The organism is Kitasatospora sp. NPDC056181, from assembly GCF_042266225.1.
GTDB lineage: Bacteria > Actinomycetota > Actinomycetes > Streptomycetales > Streptomycetaceae > Kitasatospora.
This window is the reverse complement of sequence record NZ_JBHJUK010000026.1, coordinates 1-16,409: the sequence shown is the minus strand read 5'-3', so window position 1 is coordinate 16,409 and position 16,409 is coordinate 1. Positions and strand designations below refer to the sequence as shown.

The window sequence follows — 16,409 nt, the reverse complement described above, 5'->3', positions numbered from 1 at the left end:
GCCCTACCCCAGCAGCCTGCGCAGGGCCAGCCCGTCCGGGGCGGCGGCGGTGAGCAGCAGGGCGTCCGGGTCGGGCAGGGTGAGCAGGGCGGCGTCGCCCGCGCCGGGCTGCCGCTGCGGCAGGGGCGGCGGGGGCGGCTCCGGCTGCGGGTGGCCGACGGTGAGCCGCTGGCCGGTGGCGCGGTGGCCGCCGAGGACGGCGGGGCCGTCCCAGCCGGGGGCGCCGGGGCCGAGGTCGGTCTGCTGGTCGAGCAGGAGCCGGCCGGCCCGGCGGACGGTGAGCCGGGAGGTGAGCCGGCCGGGGGCGGCGCCGCGGGTCCAGTCGTGGTGGCGGCCGAGGATCTGCTCCTCCCGGTAGCGCAGCCGGGCGCCGGCGGCGAGGGTGATCCTGGTGTGCAGGACGAGGTGGCTGCCGCTCGCGGCGACGACCGGTTCGGGCCGCCAGTCGAGCCGGGCGCCCTCCCCCACCGTCAGGTCGATGTCGTAGCGGGCGGGCCCGGGGCCCGGGAGGCTGATGGTGGCGGCGGCGCTGGTGAGGGTGAGCGCGGCGCCGTCCGCCAGCTCGACGTCGAGCGCGAGGTGGTCGCCGCCGAGCGGTGCGGCCATCGAGCCGACGAGGACCACGTGGGCGGCGCCGTCGTCGTCCCGGGTGCGGCGGGGTGCGAGCGGGCCGGCTCCGGAAAGGACGGGCAGGGCGGTGGTGCCCCGCCCGTCCGGCACGGCGAGGATCCGGGCCCGCGAGGCGAGCGCGGCCGTCACCGGACCCCGTGCCGGTCGGCCCCGTCCGGGCCGGCCTCGCGCAGAGCCGTCCCGTGCAGGTCCGTCCCGTGCAGGTCCGTCCCCTGCGGACCCGTCCCGTGCAGGCCGTTCCCGCGCCAGGCCGTGAGCTTCTCCCGGACCCAGGCCGCGACCGGTGCCACGCCCTCGGCGGAGGTGAGCGAGCAGAAGACCGTGGGCAGTGCGCCGCGCTGGGCGGCGGCGTCGCGGGCCATCACCCCGAGGTCGGCGCCGACCAGCGGGGCCAGGTCGGTCTTGTTGACCACCAGCAGGTCGGAGGTGGAGACGCCCGGGCCGCCCTTGCGCGGGATCTTGTCGCCGCCGGACACGTCGATGACGAAGATCTGGTGGTCGACCAGCCCGCGGCTGAAGGTGGCGGTGAGGTTGTCGCCACCGGACTCCACCAGGACGAGGTCGAGCGGGCCGACGGCGTCCTCCAGGTCCTCGACGGCCTCCAGGTTGGCGGAGATGTCGTCGCGGATGGCGGTGTGCGGGCAGCAGCCGGTCTCGACCGCGGTGATCCGCTCGGGCGGCAGGACGGCGTTGCGGAGCAGGAACTCGGCGTCCTCGGTGGTGTAGATGTCGTTGGTGACGACGGCCAGCGACAGCTCCTCGCGCAGCAGGCGGCAGAGGGCGGCGACGGTGGCGGTCTTGCCGGAGCCGACCGGCCCGCCGAGGCCGATCCGCAGGGCGCGGCGGCGGCCCCCGGCCGCGGCGTCGGTGCCGGTGGGGGCCGCGGCGCCGTAGGTGTGGCGGACGGGGGCGTCGACGGGGTCGACGTGGTCACGATGCAAAGAGGCGGACCTTCCAGGAGTGGTGCTCCTCGGCGTAGACGTCGAGCAGCGGGGCGGAGGCGGCGGGCAGCGCGTCCGGGTCGCCGCGCAGGGCCGCTTCGAGGGCGGTGGCGGCGACGGCGTCAAGCTGCGGCGCGAGGCCGGCGAGCGCGGCGGCGACCTCGTACGGGTCGAGGCCGAGCAGCCGGACGCAGGCCGTGGCCGGCCCGTTGACGCTCTCGTAGGCGGCGGCGGACGCGGCCTGGGCGGGTGTGACCCCGGCGGCCAGGGCGGCGGTTCCGAGCACCACCGGCTGGTGCGCACCGCGCGGGAACGCCTCGGCGATCCGGTCGAGCCGGTGGTGCGGCCAGGCGGCGCGGGCGGCCCGGAGCAGCTGGCGGCCGAGCCGACGGCTGGTGGCGCGCAGGGCGGGCGAGGGGGTGCGGGCCTCGGCGGCCGCGTCCAGGACGGCGGTGTCCTGTCCGGCGGCGGCCGAGGCGGCCAGGGCGGCGGCGACCAGGCCGGTGGTGTGCAGCCGTCCGGTGAGGAAGGCCGTCATGCTCGCACCGTCGTGCACCCGCCCGGCCCTGACCGCCGCCTCGGCGCCGCCGGAGTGCGCGTGCCCGCCGGCGGGGAACCGCCCGTCGGCGAGCAGCAGCAGCGCGGCGAGGGTCATCAGAAGAGGAAGTACCGCTGGGCGAGCGGCAGTTCGACGGCCGGCTGCGGGGTGACGACCTCACCGTCGACGGTGACGGTGAAGGTGTCGGGGTCGACCCGGACGTCGGGGCGGGCGCTGTTGTTGACCATCTGCTCCTTGGTGACCCCGCGGGTGTTCCGGATCGCGGTGAACTCCTTGGCGACGCCGAGCTGTTCGGCCAGCCGCCCGGGCAGGCCGTCGTCGATCGCCGCCTGCGAGGTGAAGTTGAGCGAGTTGGCCGCCGCCGAGCGCCCGGTGGCGCCGAACATCGGCCGGGGCAGCACCGGTTGGGGCGTGGGGATGGACGCGTTGGCGTCGCCCGTCTGCGCCCAGGCGATCTGGCCGCCCTTGACGACCAGGTCGGGCTTGGCCCCGAAGAAGGCGGGCGACCAGAGCACGAGGTCGGCGAGCTTGCCGGGTTCGACCGAGCCGATCTCGCCGTCCAGCCCCTGGGCGACGGCCGGGTTGATGGTGTACTTGGCGACGTATCGCCGCGCCCGGTGGTTGTCGGCGCGGCCGTCGCCGGGCAGCACGCCGCGCCGGGCCTTCATCACGTGGGCGGTCTGCCAGGTACGCAGCACCACTTCGCCGATCCGCCCCATCGCCTGGGAGTCGGAGCTGATGATGGAGATGGCGCCGAGGTCGTGCAGGACGTCCTCGGCGGCGATGGTGGAGGGCCGGATCCGGGACTCGGCGAAGGCGAGGTCCTCCGGCACGTGCGGGCTGAGGTGGTGACAGACCATCAGCATGTCGAGGTGTTCGTCGATGGTGTTGACGGTGTGCGGCCTGGTCGGATTGGTGGAGCTGGGCAGCACGTTGGCCTCGCCCACCACGGTGATGATGTCGGGTGCGTGGCCGCCGCCGGCACCCTCCGTGTGGTAGGCGTGGATGCCGCGCCCGGCGATCGCGGCGAGGGTGTCGCCGACGAACCCGGCCTCGTTCAGGGTGTCGGTGTGGATGGCGAGCTGGGCGCCGGTCCGCTCGCAGACCCGCAGGCAGGCGTCGATCGCGGCCGGGGTGGCGCCCCAGTCCTCGTGGATCTTGAAGCCGAGCGCGCCGGCCCGCAGCTGGTCGTGCATCGACGTCTCGTTGACGGTGTTGCCCTTGCCGAGCAGGCCGATGTTGACGGGCAGGCCGTCCATCGCCGCGAAGAGCCGGCCGAGGTGCCACGCGCCGGGGGTGATCGTGGTGGCCTTCGTGCCCTCGGCGGGCCCGGTGCCACCGCCGACGAGGGTGGTGACGCCGGAGGCCAGCGCCTCGTCCACCAGCTGCGGACAGATGAAGTGGACGTGGGTGTCGACGCCGCCGGCGGTGACGATCCGCCCGTTGCCGGCGATCACCTCGGTCTCCGGGCCGATCACCAGCAGCGGGTGGACGCCGTCCATGGTCTCGGGGTTGCCGGCCTTGCCGAGGGCGGTGATCCGGCCGTCCCGGATGCCGATGTCGGCCTTGACGACGCCCCAGTGGTCGAGCACCACGGCGCCGGTGACGACGGTGTCCGGGGCCCCTTCGGCCCGGCTGGTGCGGGCCTGGCCCATGGACTCGCGGATCACCTTGCCGCCGCCGAAGACGGCTTCGTCGCCGCCGCGGCTGCGGTCCTCCTCGATCTCGACGAGCAGATTGGTGTCGCCGAGCCGGATCCGGTCGCCGGTGGTCGGGCCGTACAGGTCGGCGTAGCGCTCGCGGGTGAGCCGGAGCGCGGGGCGGTCAGTCATCGAGGGCTCCCGCCGTCTCGCCGCGCAGGCCGGCCACCTCGCGCCGGCCGGCGATCGGGACCAGCTGGACCTCCGCCGGGATGCCCGGTTCGAAGCGGACGGCGGTGCCGGCCGGGATGTTGAGGCGCAGGCCACGGGCGGCCGCACGGTCGAACCGGAGGCCGGGGTTGGTCTCGGCGAAGTGGTAGTGCGAGCCGACCTGGACGGGCCGGTCGGCGCCGTTGAGCACGGTCAGCCGGGTCACCTCCATCCCGAGGTTGAGCCCGATCTCGCCTTCGCCGTAGAGGATCTGACCCGGCGTCATCTCCTCGGCGGCGCTCACTGGATCGGCCCGTGGACGGTGACGAGCTTGGTGCCGTCGGGGAAGGTCGCCTCGACCTGGACGTCCGGGATCATCGCGGGGATGCCCTCCATGACGTCGTCCCGGGTGAGCACCCTGCGGCCGGAGTCCATCAGCTCGGCGACGGTGCGGCCGTCGCGGGCGCCTTCGAGGACGTGCGAGGTGATCAGCGCGACCGCCTCGGGGTGGTTGAGCCGCAGACCGCGGGCCCGCCGGGAGCGGGCGACGTCGGCGGCCACGTGGATGAGCAGGCGCTCCTGCTCGTTGGGGGTGAGTTTCAACTGCGCGCACCTTCGAGGGAGTCAGAGCGCGCGGACACGACACTGTGCCGCGGTGGTGGCGCATACCGTAGCGGACGAACCACCCGGACAGCAGACCGCACCGCCGGGCCCGGACGGTATCACTATGCAGTCCACACCATTTCTATGACCGTATTTGCCGTCCAGATTGCCAGAGCTTGGACCGAAGCTCAATTCGCGCTCAAGTACTGAACCTACTCATCAGTTACGTAACACATGTATGAACTGAATGCCCCCTACCAGGGCGGATGTCCGGCGAAGTAGGTAAACATTCAGTAATGAAATCTGTGCAGAGGCCTATGAATACGCCTACTGTGTGGCAACTCTCCGCGCTCCGACAGCCGGGGCCCCCACACACAGAGAGATTGCCAATGGTTTCCCTCAACCAGATGACCCCGCCCGGCACGGGCACCGACAACGGTGCCCCGGCCCACCGGTCTCTCCGCCGGGAAGTGGGCCTGATCGGCCTGCTCTGGGCCTCGGTCGGCTCGATCATCGGCTCCGGCTGGCTGTTCGGCGCGAAGAACGCCGTCATGGTCGCCGGCCCGGCCGCCCTCATCTCCTGGGGCATCGGCGCCGTCGCCATCGTGCTGCTCGCCCTGGTGCACGCCGAGCTCGGCGGGCTCTTCCCGGTCGCCGGCGGCACCGCCCGCTACCCGCACTACGCCTTCGGCGGCCTGGCCGGCATGTCCTTCGGCTGGTTCTCCTGGCTGCAGGCCGCGACGGTGGCACCGATCGAGGTCGAGGCCATGATCGGGTACGCGGGGCACTGGGAGTTCGCGAAGAGCTTCCTCAACGACAACGGCACCCTCACCACCAGCGGCTTCATCGTCGCGGTGCTGCTGATGGGCGTCTTCGTCGCGGTCAACTTCCTCGGTGTGCGGGTCCTGGCCCACACCAACTCGGTCGCGACCTGGCTGAAGATCTTCATTCCGCTGTTCACGATCTTCGTGCTCGCCCTGACCAACTTCCACGGCTCGAACTTCACCTCGCACGGCTTCGCCCCGTTCGGCATCAAGGGCGTGCTCGCGGCGATCAGCTCCAGCGGCATCATCTTCGCGCTGCTCGGCTTCGAGCAGGCCATCCAGATCTCCGGTGAGAGCCGCAACCCCAAGCGCGACATCCCCCGCGCGGTGCTCGGCTCGGTCGCCATCGGCACCCTGATCTACGTCCTGCTGCAGGTCGTCTTCATCGGCGCGCTGCCGCTCAGCTCCTTCGCCAACGGCTGGGACAAGCTGGACTTCCCCGGCATCGAGGGCCCGTTCGCCGGCCTCGCCACCGTGGTCGGCCTCGGCTGGCTCGCCTGGGTGCTCTACTTCGACGCCATCGTCTCCCCCGGCGGCACCGGCCTGATCTACACCACCTCCACCTCGCGCATCTCCTACGGCCTGAGCAAGAACGGCTACGCGCCGCAGAAGTTCGAGCAGCTCGACAAGCGCGGCGTGCCGTGGTTCGGCCTGGCCCTCTCCTTCATCACCGGCGTCATCTGCTTCCTGCCCTTCCCGAGCTGGCAGGAGCTGGTCGGCTTCATCACCTCCGCCAGCGTGCTGATGTACGCGGGCGCCCCGCTGGCCTTCGGCGCGCTGCGCCGCCGCCTGCCCGCCCGTGAGCGCTCCTACCGCCTGCCCCTCGGCGGCGTGATCTCCCCGCTCGCCTTCGTGGTCGCCAGCCTGATCATCTACTGGGCCGGCTGGCACACCCTGTCCCGCCTGGGCATGGCGATCGTCCTGGGCTACGTCCTGCTCGGCAGCTACGCCGCGTACGCGATCCGCAAGGGCCTGCCGAACGCCCCGCGCCTGGACTGGCGCGCCGCCCAGTGGCTGCCGGTCTACCTGGTGGGCCTCGGCCTGATCTCCTGGCAGGGCGGGTTCGGCGACGGCGCCGGCAACATCCCGATGTGGTGGGACATGGGCGCGGTCGCCGCGTTCGCCCTCGCCATCTACTTCTGGGCGATCCGGGTCGCGCTGCCGGCCGACGCGATCGAGCAGAACATCGAGGACATCGAGGTGGTCGACGCGGGCGGTCACTGACGCCCCCGCTGCACACCAGGACGGGCCCGCCGGTTCACCCGGCGGGCCCGTCCCGTTGCGTCCGCCACCCGCTCGCCTCCTGTGGCGACCGGGTCCGGCACCGGGCCGGCGCTACAGCTTCAGCACCTCGCGCAGCGCCGCCGTCACCACCGCCTCCGGGTCCGCCACCGCGCCCTCGGAGCGCCAGGCGACGAAGCCGTCCGGCCGGACCAGCACCGCGCCGTCCGGCCGCACCCCGTGCAGCTCGGCGAAGTCGGTGCCCGGCTCGGGCGCCAGGTCGTCCTCCCCTCCCAGGCCGATCCGGTACGCGTCCAGCGGGACGGCCAGCCGGTCGGCCGCCCGCCGGGCACCCTCGTGCCAGGCCCGCCCGTCCGGGCCGGTGAGCAGCACCATCGCCTGCTCGTACAGGTCGAGGGTGGAGAGCTTCACGCCCGCCCGCAGCAGCCACTGGTGCGGTGCCCGGCTGCCGGGCTCGCCGGCCGACTCGAACTTCTCCGGCACCACCGCGCCGGCCGGGTCCGCCCCGGCCACCGCGCCCGCCGGGTAGCGGTAGCCCAGCGCCACCGCCAGCACCCCGGCCTGCCGGCCCACGCCCGGCACCACCGCGTACCCGGGGTGGCTGTGCTCGGCCGAACGGGCCGAGGCGCGCTCGCTGGTCACCTCGGCAACCGGCCGGCGCTCCTGCCCGTACGTGTCCAGCAGCCCCGGCCCGGCCCAGCCGCCGAGCACCGCGGCCAGCTTCCAGGCCAGGTTGTGCGCGTCCTGGATGCCGGTGTTGGAACCGAACGCGCCGGTCGGCGACATCTCGTGCGCGGCGTCCCCGGCCAGGAAGACCCGCCCGCCGGAGTAGCGCTCGGCCACCCGCTCGGCCGCGTGCCACGGCGCCTTGCCGGTGACCTCCACCTCCAGGTCGGGCATGCCGACCGCCGCCCGGATGTGCCGCACACACCGCCCGTCGGTGAACGCCTCCAGCGGCTCGCCGTGCTCGGGGTGCCAGGGCGCGTGGAACACCCACTCCTCGTGGTTGTCCACCGGCAGCAGCGCGCCGTCGGCCTCCGGGTTGGTGAGGTAGCAGGCGATGAAGTGCCGGTCGCCCACCACCTCCGCCAGCCGCTTGGCCCGGAAGGTGATGCTGACGTTGTGGAACAGCTCGCCCTTGCCGGTCTGGCCGATGCCCAGCCGCTCCCGGGACGGGCTGCGCGGGCCGTCCGCGGCGACGAGGTACTGCGCCCGGACGGTGCGCTCCTCACCGGTCTCCCGGCTGCGCAGCAGCGCGGTCACCCCGTCGGCGTCCTGCTCGAAGGAGAGCAGCTCGGTGCTGAAGCGCAGGTCGCCGCCGAGCTCGCGGGCGGACTTCAGCAGCACCGGCTCCAGGTCGTTCTGGCTGCACAGGCACCACGCGCTCGGGCTGAACCGGGCCAGCCGGCCGCCCGGGTCGATCTCCCGGAACAGCCACTCCTGCTCCTCCCCGGTCAGCGAGGGGGTCTGGAGGATGCCGTGGTTGGCGGCGAGCACCGAGGCCGCCTCGCGGATCGCCGGCTCGATCCCGGCCACCCGGTACAGCTCCATCGTGCGAACGTTGTTGCCTCGGCCACGCGGGTGATGCGAGGTGTCGGCGTGCTTCTCGACGAGCAGGTGTCTGACACCCAGTCGGCCCAGGAAGAGTGAGGCCGACAGCCCGACCAGCGAGCCGCCGACGATCAGGACCGGCACCCGGTCGTCAACCTTCGGATTCATCAATTACTCCAGCCTGTACGGGAGTTCGCGGACCGGCTGCGGGGCTCGGCGCCGCCCTCGGCGGGGCGCGCACAGACGGCGGCCCCGTCTCTGCATCCCCCGCCCCGGGGGTGTTGTGCCGCCTCTTCGCTCGGATGGCCCGCAAATCTCGCGCCACCCGTGGGCTCCGCGCACGATCGACCTCAGGCCTGATGCCGATGCCCGGGCCGACCGCCACCGCACCGCCCTCCCCCGCCGGACCCCTGGCCGGACGCCGCCCCGCGCGGCCGGACGCGGGCGCCCCAGAAGCAGAAAGTGGATCATGACGACTCTGTCCGAACCGCAGGCGCAACAGCAGGCCGAGACCGAAACGCGGCTGCGCGTGATGCTGATGCTGGAGATCAAGGACGGCGCCCAGCAGCGCTTCCTGGACGTGTACGAGAAGCTGCGCCACCAGGTGGCGTCCGTCCCCGGGCACGTCAGCGACCAGCTGTGCCAGTCGATCAACGACCCCCGGCAGTGGCTGATCACCAGCGAGTGGCAGGACCAGGAGACCTTCCTGGAGTGGGTGGACAGCCCGGCGCACCGCGAGATGGTCAAGCCGATGCACGGCTGCGTGAGCGACACCTTCCGCTCGCTGCGCTACTCCATCCTCCGGGAGACCTCCGCGGCCGGCGCCACCGGCACCCGCGCCCCGGTCGAGGTGCCGCCCGGCCTGCCGCGCACCGCGCCGGCCGGGCACGTCGGCCCGCCGCAGGCCGCCCCCGGCCCGGACGGGGTGATCCGCCACGCGCTGACCTTCACCGTCAAGCCCGGCAGCGAGCAGAAGGTGGCCCGCATCCTGTCCGGCTACGCCTCCCCCAAGGCCGAGGTGGACGAGAACACGCGGCTGCGCCGCACCTCGCTGTTCATGCACGGCAACCGGGTGGTCCGGGCCGTCGAGGTCACCGGCAGCCTCGGCGACGCGCTGCGCCACGTCGCCATGCAGCCCGAGGTCCGGGCCGTCGAGGAGGCGATCAACCCGTACCTGGAGGAGGCCCGCCAGCTGGGCGACCCGCAGGCCGCGCGCGCCTTCTTCGCCAAGGCCGCGCTGCCCGCCGAGCACCAGGCGATCGCCGGTTCCCCGGCCTCCGGGCGGCTGCACCGGCACGCCGTGCTCTACCCGGTCAAGCCGGGCAACGGGCAGGCCGTCGCCGCGCTGCTGGCCGAGTACGACAACCTCGCCACCGCGGACCCGACCGGCCCGGTCGCGACGGCCGTCGTCTTCCACCGGGAGGACGTCGTGGTCCGCCTGGTGGACCTGCGGGTACCCGCCGAGGCCGACCCGGCGGCGGCCCTCGGCGTGGCCGGCGAGCGCGAGGCCACCGTCCTCGGCCGGCTGCTCGACCTCGGCGCCGACAGCGACCTGCGCACCGTCGCGGGGCTGAGCGCCGTCCTCGCCGCCCGCGCGATGAACCCGGTCACCGACCGCAGCTCGCAGGGGAACTGACGACACCCCGTTCCACACCGGCTCCAGAGCCCCCGGCCCCGAAGCCCGGACCCAACACACTCGGAGGAAGAAACCATGTCCACGCAGTACCCACGGATCGTGCACGTCGACGAGGCACCGGAGAACCGCCGGCGCGGCGGCGACCTGCGCGCCATGCTCACCCCCACCACCTGCGGCGCGACCAGCGGCTTCATGGGCCTGGCCATCGTCCAGCCCGGCGAGCGGATCGGCGAGCACTACCACCCGTACTCCGAGGAGTTCGTCTTCGTGGTCAGCGGCGACCTGGAGGTGGACCTCGACGGGGTCACCCGGGCGCTCAAGCCCAACCAGGGCCTGATGATCCCGCTCAACATGCGCCACCGGTTCCGCAACGTCGGCGACACCGAGGCCCGGATGGTCTTCCACCTCGGCCCGCTCGCCCCGCGCCCCGAGCTGGGCCACGTCGACACCGAGGAGACCGGGGAGGCCGGCACCTCCGGTCCCCCGGAACACGCCAAGGTCGCTTCGTGACACGGCGCGTCGCCGTCACCGGGATCGGCGTGGTCGCACCCGGCGGCGTGGGCGTTCCGGCCTTCTGGCGGCTGCTCACCTCCGGCCGGACGGCGACCCGGGGCATCACGCTCTTCGACCCCACCGGGTTCCGCTCCCGGATCGCCGCCGAGTGCGACTTCGACCCGGCGGCGCACGGACTGAGCCCCGAGGACGTCCAACGGGCCGACCGGTACGTGCAGTTCGCCATGGTGGCGGCGGACGAGGCGGTCGCCGACGCGGGCCTGGACCTCGCCGCCGAGGACCCGTGGCGGATCGGGGTCTCGCTCGGCACCGCCGTCGGCGGCACCACCCGGCTGGAGCACGACTACGCCCTGGTCAGCGCCGGCGGCGCCCGCTGGGACGTCGACCACCGGCGGGCCGAGCCGCAGCTGCACCGGGCCTTCGCGCCCTCCACCCTGGCCTCCACGGTCGCCGAGCGCACCGGCGCACACGGCCCGGTGCAGACCGTCTCCACCGGCTGCACCTCCGGGCTGGACGCGATCGGCTACGCCTTCCAGGCGGTCGAGGAGGGACGCGCCGACATCTGCATCGCCGGCGCCTCCGACTCGCCGATCTCGCCGATCACCGTCGCCTGCTTCGACGCCATCAAGGCCACCAGCGAACGCAACGACGACCCGGAACACGCCTCCCGCCCCTTCGACGCCCACCGGGACGGCTTCGTGCTCGGCGAGGGCGGCGCCGTCCTGGTGCTGGAGGAGCTGGAGCACGCCCGCCGGCGCGGCGCGCGGATCTACGGCGAGATCGGCGGCTTCGCGACCTTCGGCAACGCCTACCACATGACCGGCCTCACCCAGGAGGGGCTGGAGATGTCCAGGGCGATCGACGAGGCGCTCGGCCACGCCCGGGTCAACCGCACCGACGTCGACTACGTCAACGCGCACGGCTCGGGCACCAAACAGAACGACCGGCACGAGACGGCGGCCGTCAAGCGCTCGCTCGGCGGGCACGCGTACGAGACGCCGATGAGCTCGATCAAGTCGATGGTCGGGCACTCGCTCGGCGCGATCGGCGCGATCGAGGTGGTCGCCTGCACCCTCGCACTGGCCCACGGCGTGGTACCGCCGACCGCCAACTACGAGACTCCGGACCCGGAGTGCGACCTCGACTACGTGCCGCGCACCGCGCGCGAGCTGCCGCTCCGTCACATCCTCTCGGTCGGCAGCGGATTCGGCGGGTTCCAGTCCGCCGTCGTGCTCAACAGAACGGGGTGAGATCCATGACGTCACGTCAACAGGGCCGCCGGGCCGTGATCACCGGCCTCGGCGTGGTGGCGCCGAACGGCGTCGGTACCGACGCCTTCTGGAAGGCCACCAGGCAGGGCGTGAGCGTCCTCGACCGGATATCCCGCGAGGGCTGCGCCGACCTCCCGCTGCGCATCGCGGGCCAGGTACGGGACTTCGACCCGCAGTCCGTGATCGACAGCCGCTACCTGGTACAGACCGACCGCTTCACGCACTACGCGATGGCCGCCGCCGACCTGGCGGTGGCGGACGCCGGCTACACCGCCGACCCCGAACAGCCGTACGCGGTGGGCGTGGTGACCGCGGCCGGCTCCGGCGGCGGCGAGTTCGGCCAGCGCGAGCTGCAGCAACTCTGGGGCCAGGGACCACAGTTCGTCGGCCCCTACCAGTCCATCGCCTGGTTCTACGCGGCCAGCACCGGCCAGGTCTCGATCCGCGGCGGCTACAAGGGCCCCTGCGGTGTGGTCGCCAGCGACGAGGCCGGCGGCCTGGACGCCCTCGCGCACGCGGCCCGCACGATCGCGCGCGGCACCGACGCGGTGGTGGCCGGCGCGGCCGAGGCACCACTGGCGCCGTACTCGATGGTCTGCCAGCTCGGGTACCCCGAGCTCAGCCTCGCCGAGGATCCCGACCGGGCCTACCTGCCGTTCTCCGCCGACGCCAACGGCTTCGCCCCCGCCGAGGGCGGTGCGATGCTGCTGCTGGAGGACGAGGAGGCGGCCCGCCGGCGCGGGGCCGCCGTCCGGGCCCGCATCGCCGGGCACGGCGCAACCTTCACCGGCGCCTCCCGCTGGGAGGACTCCCGGGAGGGGCTGGCCGCCGCGATCCGGATCGCGCTCGACCAGGCCCGGATCGCCGCGGAGGAGGTCGACGTGGTCTTCGCCGACGCCCTCGGCGTCCCGGCCGCCGACCGCGCCGAGGCGCTCGCCCTGGCCGACGCCCTCGGCCCGTACGCCGAGCGCGTCCCGGTGACCGCGCCCAAGTCCGGGACCGGGCGGGCCTACTGCGGCGCACCGCTGCTCGACGCGGCGGCCGCCGTGCTCGCCATGGAGGACGGCGTCCTGCCGCCCACCCCCAACGTCACCGAGGTCTGCCACGACCTCGCCCTGGTGACCGGCCGCGCCCGCCCGGCCGAGCTGCGCACCGCGCTGGTGCTCAGCCGCGGGCTGATGGGCTCCAACGCCGCGCTGGTCCTCCGGCGCGACGACCGGGCCTGACCGACAACCCCTGTTTGGCTCACCTAGAAGGGACTTCCCGTGAGCAACACCCTCAGTCACCCCGAACTGGCCGCACTGATCGAGGCCCGGGCCGGCGTCGCGATCGACCCGGTCGAGCTGGAGCGCCCCGGCGCCAGCTTCGACGAGTTCGGCGTGGACTCCCTCGGTCTGCTCGGCGTGGTCGGCGAACTGGAGAACCGGCACGGCGTGAAGGTCACCAACGGTGCGGAGTCGGCCAAGACCCCGGCCGAGTTCCTCGACCTGGTGAACTCCGCGTTCACCTCGAAGGCCGGTGCCTGAGATGCCCGGACACACGGACAACGAGATCGTCATCGCCGCGCCGCTCGACCTGGTCTGGGAGATCACCAACGACCTGGAGAACTGGCCGCAGCTGTTCAGCGAGTACGCCTCCGTCGAGGTGCTGGAGCGGGACGGCGACAGCGTGCGCTTCCGGCTCACCATGCACCCCGACGAGAACGGCCAGGTCTGGAGCTGGGTCTCCGAGCGCACCACCGACCGGGCCTCGCTCGCGGTGCGCGCCCGCCGGGTCGAGCCCGGGCCGTTCGAGTTCATGGACATCCGCTGGGAGTACACGGAGGTCCCGGCCGGCACGAAGATGCGCTGGGTCCAGGACTTCGCGATGAAGCCCACCGCCCCGGTCGACGACGACGGCATGGTCAACCACATCAACCGCAACTCGCGCATCCAGATGCAGCTGATCCGCGAGAAGGTCGAGAAGCAGGCCGGGGAGGTGTGAGCCGGATGCACCGCGCACTGATCGTCGCCCGGATGAAGCCGGACGCGGCCCAGGGCATCGCCGAGGTGTTCGCCGAGTCCGACCGCGGCGAACTGCCGCACCTGATCGGCGTCACCGGCCGCAGCCTCTTCCAGTTCGGCGACGTCTACCTGCACCTGATCGAGGCGGACCGCCCGCCGGGCCCGGCCGTCGCCCAGGTGACCGGCCACCCGGAGTTCCGGGCGGTCAGCGACGCCCTCACCGCCTACGTCCAGGCGTACGACCCGGCCACCTGGCGGGAGCCCAAGGACGCCATGGCGCGCGAGTTCTACCGCTGGGAGCGCAGCGGCCTCAACTGAGCCGCGAACCGCACGGTGCCCCGCAGGCAGGCCTGCGGGGCACCGGCGTGCGCGGGCGCACGCTGCGTGCGGGGCGCGTGGCACGGGGCCGGGCGCCCCGCGGCACGCCCGGGCCGTTCGCCGGGCCCCGTTTCCCGGGACGTTCGCCGGGTCGCTCGTCAGGACGCTCGTGAGGCAGTTCGCCGGCCCCCGTTTCACGGAACGCTCGCCGGGCCGCTCGCCGAGCCGTCCCCCAGGCCGTCCCTCAGGCCGTTTCTCAGGCCGTGCCGAGGACCGCGTCCGGGGTCCGGCCCGCCTGGGCCTGCTCCACGCGCTGGACCAGCATCGCGGCGAGCCGCCGGGTCGCCGCGGGGTCGACCGGGCCGCCCTCGGTGGTCACCGTCGCCACGACCGTGCCGGAGCGCAGCACGACGGTGACGCCGTCCCGGCCGGCCAGCTGGCCCTGGAAGACGCGGCTCTCGCTGCCCAGCGCGGCCAGGTCGACCGTGTGGTACTTGCCGGCGTCGCCGTACGCCGCGTAGGCCTCCGCGAGCCGGTCCTTGGCCGCCGCCTTGCTCGGGAGGGTGTCGATCCCGAAGCGCGCGGTCACCTCACCGGAGGAGAACCGGGCCGTCCCGCTGAGCGGCTTGCCGGTGCACGAGCCGGCGCCGTTGCAGGTGGTGGCGTGGTCGGCGGTGTCCACCCGGCGCTTCTCCTCCTCCCAGCCGGTCATGGCCTTCTGGTCCGGCATCAGCTGGAGCAGGAGCCTGTCGTCGAGGAGCAGCGTGTCGGAGTCCGCCCCGGCGGGCTGCGCGGCGCCGCCGCCGCCGGCCGCACCGCCGCCCTGCGACGGCGTGCCCGGAGCCCCGGGCGCGGGCGTGCCGGGCGTACCGGCCGCCGCACCGGGTGCCGAAGCGGCCGCGGAGGTGGCGGACGCGGCACCGCCGGCCGGGCTCGCCCCGGCGTCCGCGGGCGCCGTCGTGGCTGCGCCGGCGGTCGCCCCCGCCGCCGGGCTCGCGCCGCCCGCCGCCACGTCGTGGGAGGTCTTCGACCCTCCGGAGCCACAGGCCGCCAGCACGCCCAGCAGAACCCCCGTCGCCGCCACCGCCGCAACCTTCCGACCGACCGTGCCCATTCCCGCTCCCTCTGGTGTCAGTGGACCATCAAGATAGACGCGGCCGGCCGGACCCGGTTCCCCGGGGTGCCCTCGGGAGCCGGGTTACCCGTGGGCCCCCGGCGCACCCGGCGGGAGGGCCTCGACGCCGACCACCCGGCTGATCCGGTCCGGTTCGACCAGGACCACCACCCGCCGCTCGCCGGGGATCCGCCACTCGTAGCGCTCCGCCCCGAGGTACACCGCGGCCAGCCGGTCCATGTTCCGGTCCGCCTCCTCCCCCTCGACGAACCGGACCGCCCGCCCCCGGATCTGCACCCGGTCGTACGGGTCGACGGCGTCCGCGTGCGAGAGGCAGACCCGGGGGTCACGCCGCAGGTTGCGCTCCTTGACCCGGCCGACCGAGGTGTTGAACAGCACCAGACCGCCCTGCGTGCCCACCCACATCGGGCTGACGTGCGGTGACCCGTCCGCGTTGACCGTGGCGACGTACCAGACGTGCCCCGCCTCGATCCGCGCCTGTACGTCCTTCGAGATCTCGACCATGCGTCATGCCTGCCCGCGCGCGCCGGGCTCCACGCCGCCGCCCGCCTCCCCCGGGCCCGGCCGGAACCGGATTCACCCGGATCGCCGGGGCACCCGGGTGAACACGCCCGCGAGTCCACCCGAAGGGCCGCACGACCGCCGCCGTCGCTGCCGTCCTCCGGTGGCAGCGGCCGTCACGGTGGTTGACGGTGGATCAGGCGCACCTCCGCGAGTCCCCTTGCCCGACGACGTGTCGGCTGTCGCGGCTCCGCGCCGGAAGGATCATCATCATGCGTTCTGCCCGCACACTGCTCGCCGGAGCCGTCGTGGCCGCTGCCGCCCTCACCGTCGGTGCCCCCGCCGCCTTCGCCGACGGCTCCGACAAGAACCTCACCTGGCAGGAGAAGCAGGACAAGGCCGCCAGCCCCGACGGCCAGAAGACCTGGGACGAGAAGCAGGACAAGGACTCCTCCTCCTCGGGCTCCTCGGGCTACTCGGGCGAGGAGAAGAAGGCCGAGGAGAAGACCCCGCACGGCGGCGTGCACACCGGCGGCGGCGGCCTGGCCCTGTCCGGCGGCGGCCTCGCCTCCGGCGCCGTCCTGCTGCTGGGCGGCCTCGGCGCGGGCGCCATCGCCCTGCGCAAGGGTCGCCGCTCCCCCGGCGCCGCGATCTGACCCGCGGCGCCGGCTCCGGCGCCGCAAGCCATGTCCCGTCGCCTCCCCGCCGTGGGGGGCCGGGTCCCCGGGGGCCCCGGCGCGGGGGGGCGGGGGGTGGCCCCCCGGCCCCCTGGGGGGGGGGGCCGGCCGGGGGGACGGGCCCCGGGGGGGGAGCGCCCGGCCGGGGCCCGGGG

General features: G+C 74.0%; 18 protein-coding genes. 9 read left to right on the top strand and 9 right to left on the bottom strand.

Annotated elements, in window-relative coordinates:
* Positions 1–3: 3 nt before the first annotated feature.
* The 6 genes from ACFC1F_RS13030 to ACFC1F_RS13005 are packed head-to-tail and all read right to left on the bottom strand — an operon-like array spanning position 4 to position 4,583.
* A complete protein-coding gene (locus ACFC1F_RS13030) occupies positions 4–759 on the bottom strand; it encodes an urease accessory protein UreD (protein ID WP_376157766.1) in 756 nt (251 codons plus the stop codon).
* The gene (ureG, locus tag ACFC1F_RS13025; RefSeq protein WP_376157763.1) at positions 756–1,571 is read right to left on the bottom strand and encodes an urease accessory protein UreG; all 816 of its coding nucleotides are present in this window, start codon (positions 1,569–1,571) and stop codon (positions 756–758) included. The genes ACFC1F_RS13030 and ureG overlap by 4 nt, the downstream gene beginning before the upstream one ends.
* Positions 1,561–2,226 (bottom strand): urease accessory protein UreF, encoded by a 666-nt coding sequence (locus ACFC1F_RS13020; protein ID WP_376157761.1) that lies wholly within the window; start codon positions 2,224–2,226, stop codon positions 1,561–1,563. The genes ureG and ACFC1F_RS13020 overlap by 11 nt, the downstream gene beginning before the upstream one ends.
* Positions 2,226–3,962: an urease subunit alpha gene (locus tag ACFC1F_RS13015; protein WP_376157758.1), complete on the bottom strand. Its 1,737-nt coding sequence runs from the start codon at positions 3,960–3,962 to the stop codon at positions 2,226–2,228. Before ACFC1F_RS13015 ends, ACFC1F_RS13020 begins: the two co-directional genes overlap by 1 nt.
* Positions 3,955–4,266 (bottom strand): urease subunit beta, encoded by a 312-nt coding sequence (locus tag ACFC1F_RS13010; RefSeq protein ID WP_376157755.1) that lies wholly within the window; start codon positions 4,264–4,266, stop codon positions 3,955–3,957. The genes ACFC1F_RS13015 and ACFC1F_RS13010 overlap by 8 nt, the downstream gene beginning before the upstream one ends.
* Positions 4,267–4,280: 14 nt before the next feature.
* Complete coding sequence (locus tag ACFC1F_RS13005) at positions 4,281–4,583, bottom strand: urease subunit gamma (protein WP_376157753.1); 303 nt, start codon at positions 4,581–4,583, stop codon at positions 4,281–4,283.
* A 389-nt stretch (positions 4,584–4,972) separates the two neighbouring features.
* On the opposite strand from ACFC1F_RS13005, the gene ACFC1F_RS13000 reads away from it, so the two are divergent.
* The gene (locus ACFC1F_RS13000; protein ID WP_209412494.1) at positions 4,973–6,631 is read left to right on the top strand and encodes an APC family permease; all 1,659 of its coding nucleotides are present in this window, start codon (positions 4,973–4,975) and stop codon (positions 6,629–6,631) included.
* Between the two features lie 111 nt (positions 6,632–6,742).
* Here ACFC1F_RS13000 and ACFC1F_RS12995 read toward each other — a convergent pair whose 3' ends face one another.
* Positions 6,743–8,368, bottom strand: a complete 1,626-nt coding sequence (locus tag ACFC1F_RS12995) for an FAD-dependent oxidoreductase (RefSeq protein ID WP_376157750.1) — start codon at positions 8,366–8,368, stop codon at positions 6,743–6,745.
* A gap of 301 nt (positions 8,369–8,669) precedes the next feature.
* Between ACFC1F_RS12995 and ACFC1F_RS12990 the strand changes: the two genes are divergently transcribed.
* From ACFC1F_RS12990 to ACFC1F_RS12960, 7 genes are all read left to right on the top strand, one after another.
* A complete protein-coding gene (locus ACFC1F_RS12990) occupies positions 8,670–9,836 on the top strand; it encodes a SchA/CurD-like domain-containing protein (RefSeq protein ID WP_209412496.1) in 1,167 nt (388 codons plus the stop codon).
* Between the two features lie 75 nt (positions 9,837–9,911).
* Positions 9,912–10,346 (top strand): cupin domain-containing protein, encoded by a 435-nt coding sequence (locus tag ACFC1F_RS12985; protein ID WP_209412497.1) that lies wholly within the window; start codon positions 9,912–9,914, stop codon positions 10,344–10,346.
* Positions 10,343–11,599 carry a beta-ketoacyl-[acyl-carrier-protein] synthase family protein gene (locus ACFC1F_RS12980; protein WP_376157747.1) on the top strand — a complete coding sequence of 419 codons (1,257 nt, stop codon included), beginning with the start codon at positions 10,343–10,345 and terminating at the stop codon, positions 11,597–11,599. Before ACFC1F_RS12985 ends, ACFC1F_RS12980 begins: the two co-directional genes overlap by 4 nt.
* A 5-nt stretch (positions 11,600–11,604) precedes the next feature.
* On the top strand, positions 11,605–12,846 hold the full coding sequence (locus ACFC1F_RS12975) for a beta-ketoacyl synthase N-terminal-like domain-containing protein (protein ID WP_209412499.1): 1,242 nt from the start codon (positions 11,605–11,607) through the stop codon (positions 12,844–12,846).
* A gap of 39 nt (positions 12,847–12,885) precedes the next feature.
* Entirely contained in the window at positions 12,886–13,146 is a 261-nt protein-coding gene (locus ACFC1F_RS12970; RefSeq protein WP_148641381.1) for an acyl carrier protein, read from the top strand.
* A 1-nt stretch (position 13,147) separates the two neighbouring features.
* Complete coding sequence (locus tag ACFC1F_RS12965; protein ID WP_209412500.1) at positions 13,148–13,603, top strand: SRPBCC family protein; 456 nt, start codon at positions 13,148–13,150, stop codon at positions 13,601–13,603.
* A 5-nt stretch (positions 13,604–13,608) separates the two neighbouring features.
* The gene (locus ACFC1F_RS12960; RefSeq protein WP_209412501.1) at positions 13,609–13,941 is read left to right on the top strand and encodes a TcmI family type II polyketide cyclase; all 333 of its coding nucleotides are present in this window, start codon (positions 13,609–13,611) and stop codon (positions 13,939–13,941) included.
* Between the two features lie 256 nt (positions 13,942–14,197).
* Here ACFC1F_RS12960 and ACFC1F_RS12955 read toward each other — a convergent pair whose 3' ends face one another.
* Both ACFC1F_RS12955 and ACFC1F_RS12950 read right to left on the bottom strand, forming a co-directional pair.
* Positions 14,198–15,055: a hypothetical protein gene (locus ACFC1F_RS12955; RefSeq protein ID WP_376157744.1), complete on the bottom strand. Its 858-nt coding sequence runs from the start codon at positions 15,053–15,055 to the stop codon at positions 14,198–14,200.
* 84 nt (positions 15,056–15,139) lie between these two features.
* Complete coding sequence (locus ACFC1F_RS12950; protein ID WP_376157742.1) at positions 15,140–15,580, bottom strand: PPOX class F420-dependent oxidoreductase; 441 nt, start codon at positions 15,578–15,580, stop codon at positions 15,140–15,142.
* Between the two features lie 269 nt (positions 15,581–15,849).
* Here ACFC1F_RS12950 and ACFC1F_RS12945 point away from each other — a divergent pair, with 269 nt between their 5' ends.
* Positions 15,850–16,233 (top strand): hypothetical protein, encoded by a 384-nt coding sequence (locus ACFC1F_RS12945; RefSeq protein ID WP_376157739.1) that lies wholly within the window; start codon positions 15,850–15,852, stop codon positions 16,231–16,233.
* Positions 16,234–16,409 lie beyond the last annotated feature (176 nt).

What these genes read in the sequence shown, in the direction of transcription:
- ACFC1F_RS13020 (WP_376157761.1), bottom strand. Translation starts at nt 2,226, where the DNA reads ATGACCCTCGCCGCGCTGCTGCTGCTCGCCGACGGGCGGTTCCCCGCC.
- ACFC1F_RS13015 (WP_376157758.1), bottom strand. Translation starts at nt 3,962, where the DNA reads ATGACTGACCGCCCCGCGCTCCGGCTCACCCGCGAGCGCTACGCCGAC.
- ACFC1F_RS13010 (WP_376157755.1), bottom strand. Translation starts at nt 4,266, where the DNA reads ATGACGCCGGGTCAGATCCTCTACGGCGAAGGCGAGATCGGGCTCAAC.
- ACFC1F_RS13000 (WP_209412494.1), top strand. Translation starts at nt 4,973, where the DNA reads ATGGTTTCCCTCAACCAGATGACCCCGCCCGGCACGGGCACCGACAAC.
- ACFC1F_RS12995 (WP_376157750.1), bottom strand. Translation starts at nt 8,368, where the DNA reads ATGAATCCGAAGGTTGACGACCGGGTGCCGGTCCTGATCGTCGGCGGC.
- ACFC1F_RS12990 (WP_209412496.1), top strand. Translation starts at nt 8,670, where the DNA reads ATGACGACTCTGTCCGAACCGCAGGCGCAACAGCAGGCCGAGACCGAA.
- ACFC1F_RS12985 (WP_209412497.1), top strand. Translation starts at nt 9,912, where the DNA reads ATGTCCACGCAGTACCCACGGATCGTGCACGTCGACGAGGCACCGGAG.
- ACFC1F_RS12975 (WP_209412499.1), top strand. Translation starts at nt 11,605, where the DNA reads ATGACGTCACGTCAACAGGGCCGCCGGGCCGTGATCACCGGCCTCGGC.
- ACFC1F_RS12965 (WP_209412500.1), top strand. Translation starts at nt 13,148, where the DNA reads ATGCCCGGACACACGGACAACGAGATCGTCATCGCCGCGCCGCTCGAC.
- ACFC1F_RS12960 (WP_209412501.1), top strand. Translation starts at nt 13,609, where the DNA reads ATGCACCGCGCACTGATCGTCGCCCGGATGAAGCCGGACGCGGCCCAG.
- ACFC1F_RS12955 (WP_376157744.1), bottom strand. Translation starts at nt 15,055, where the DNA reads ATGGGCACGGTCGGTCGGAAGGTTGCGGCGGTGGCGGCGACGGGGGTT.
- ACFC1F_RS12950 (WP_376157742.1), bottom strand. Translation starts at nt 15,580, where the DNA reads ATGGTCGAGATCTCGAAGGACGTACAGGCGCGGATCGAGGCGGGGCAC.
- ACFC1F_RS12945 (WP_376157739.1), top strand. Translation starts at nt 15,850, where the DNA reads ATGCGTTCTGCCCGCACACTGCTCGCCGGAGCCGTCGTGGCCGCTGCC.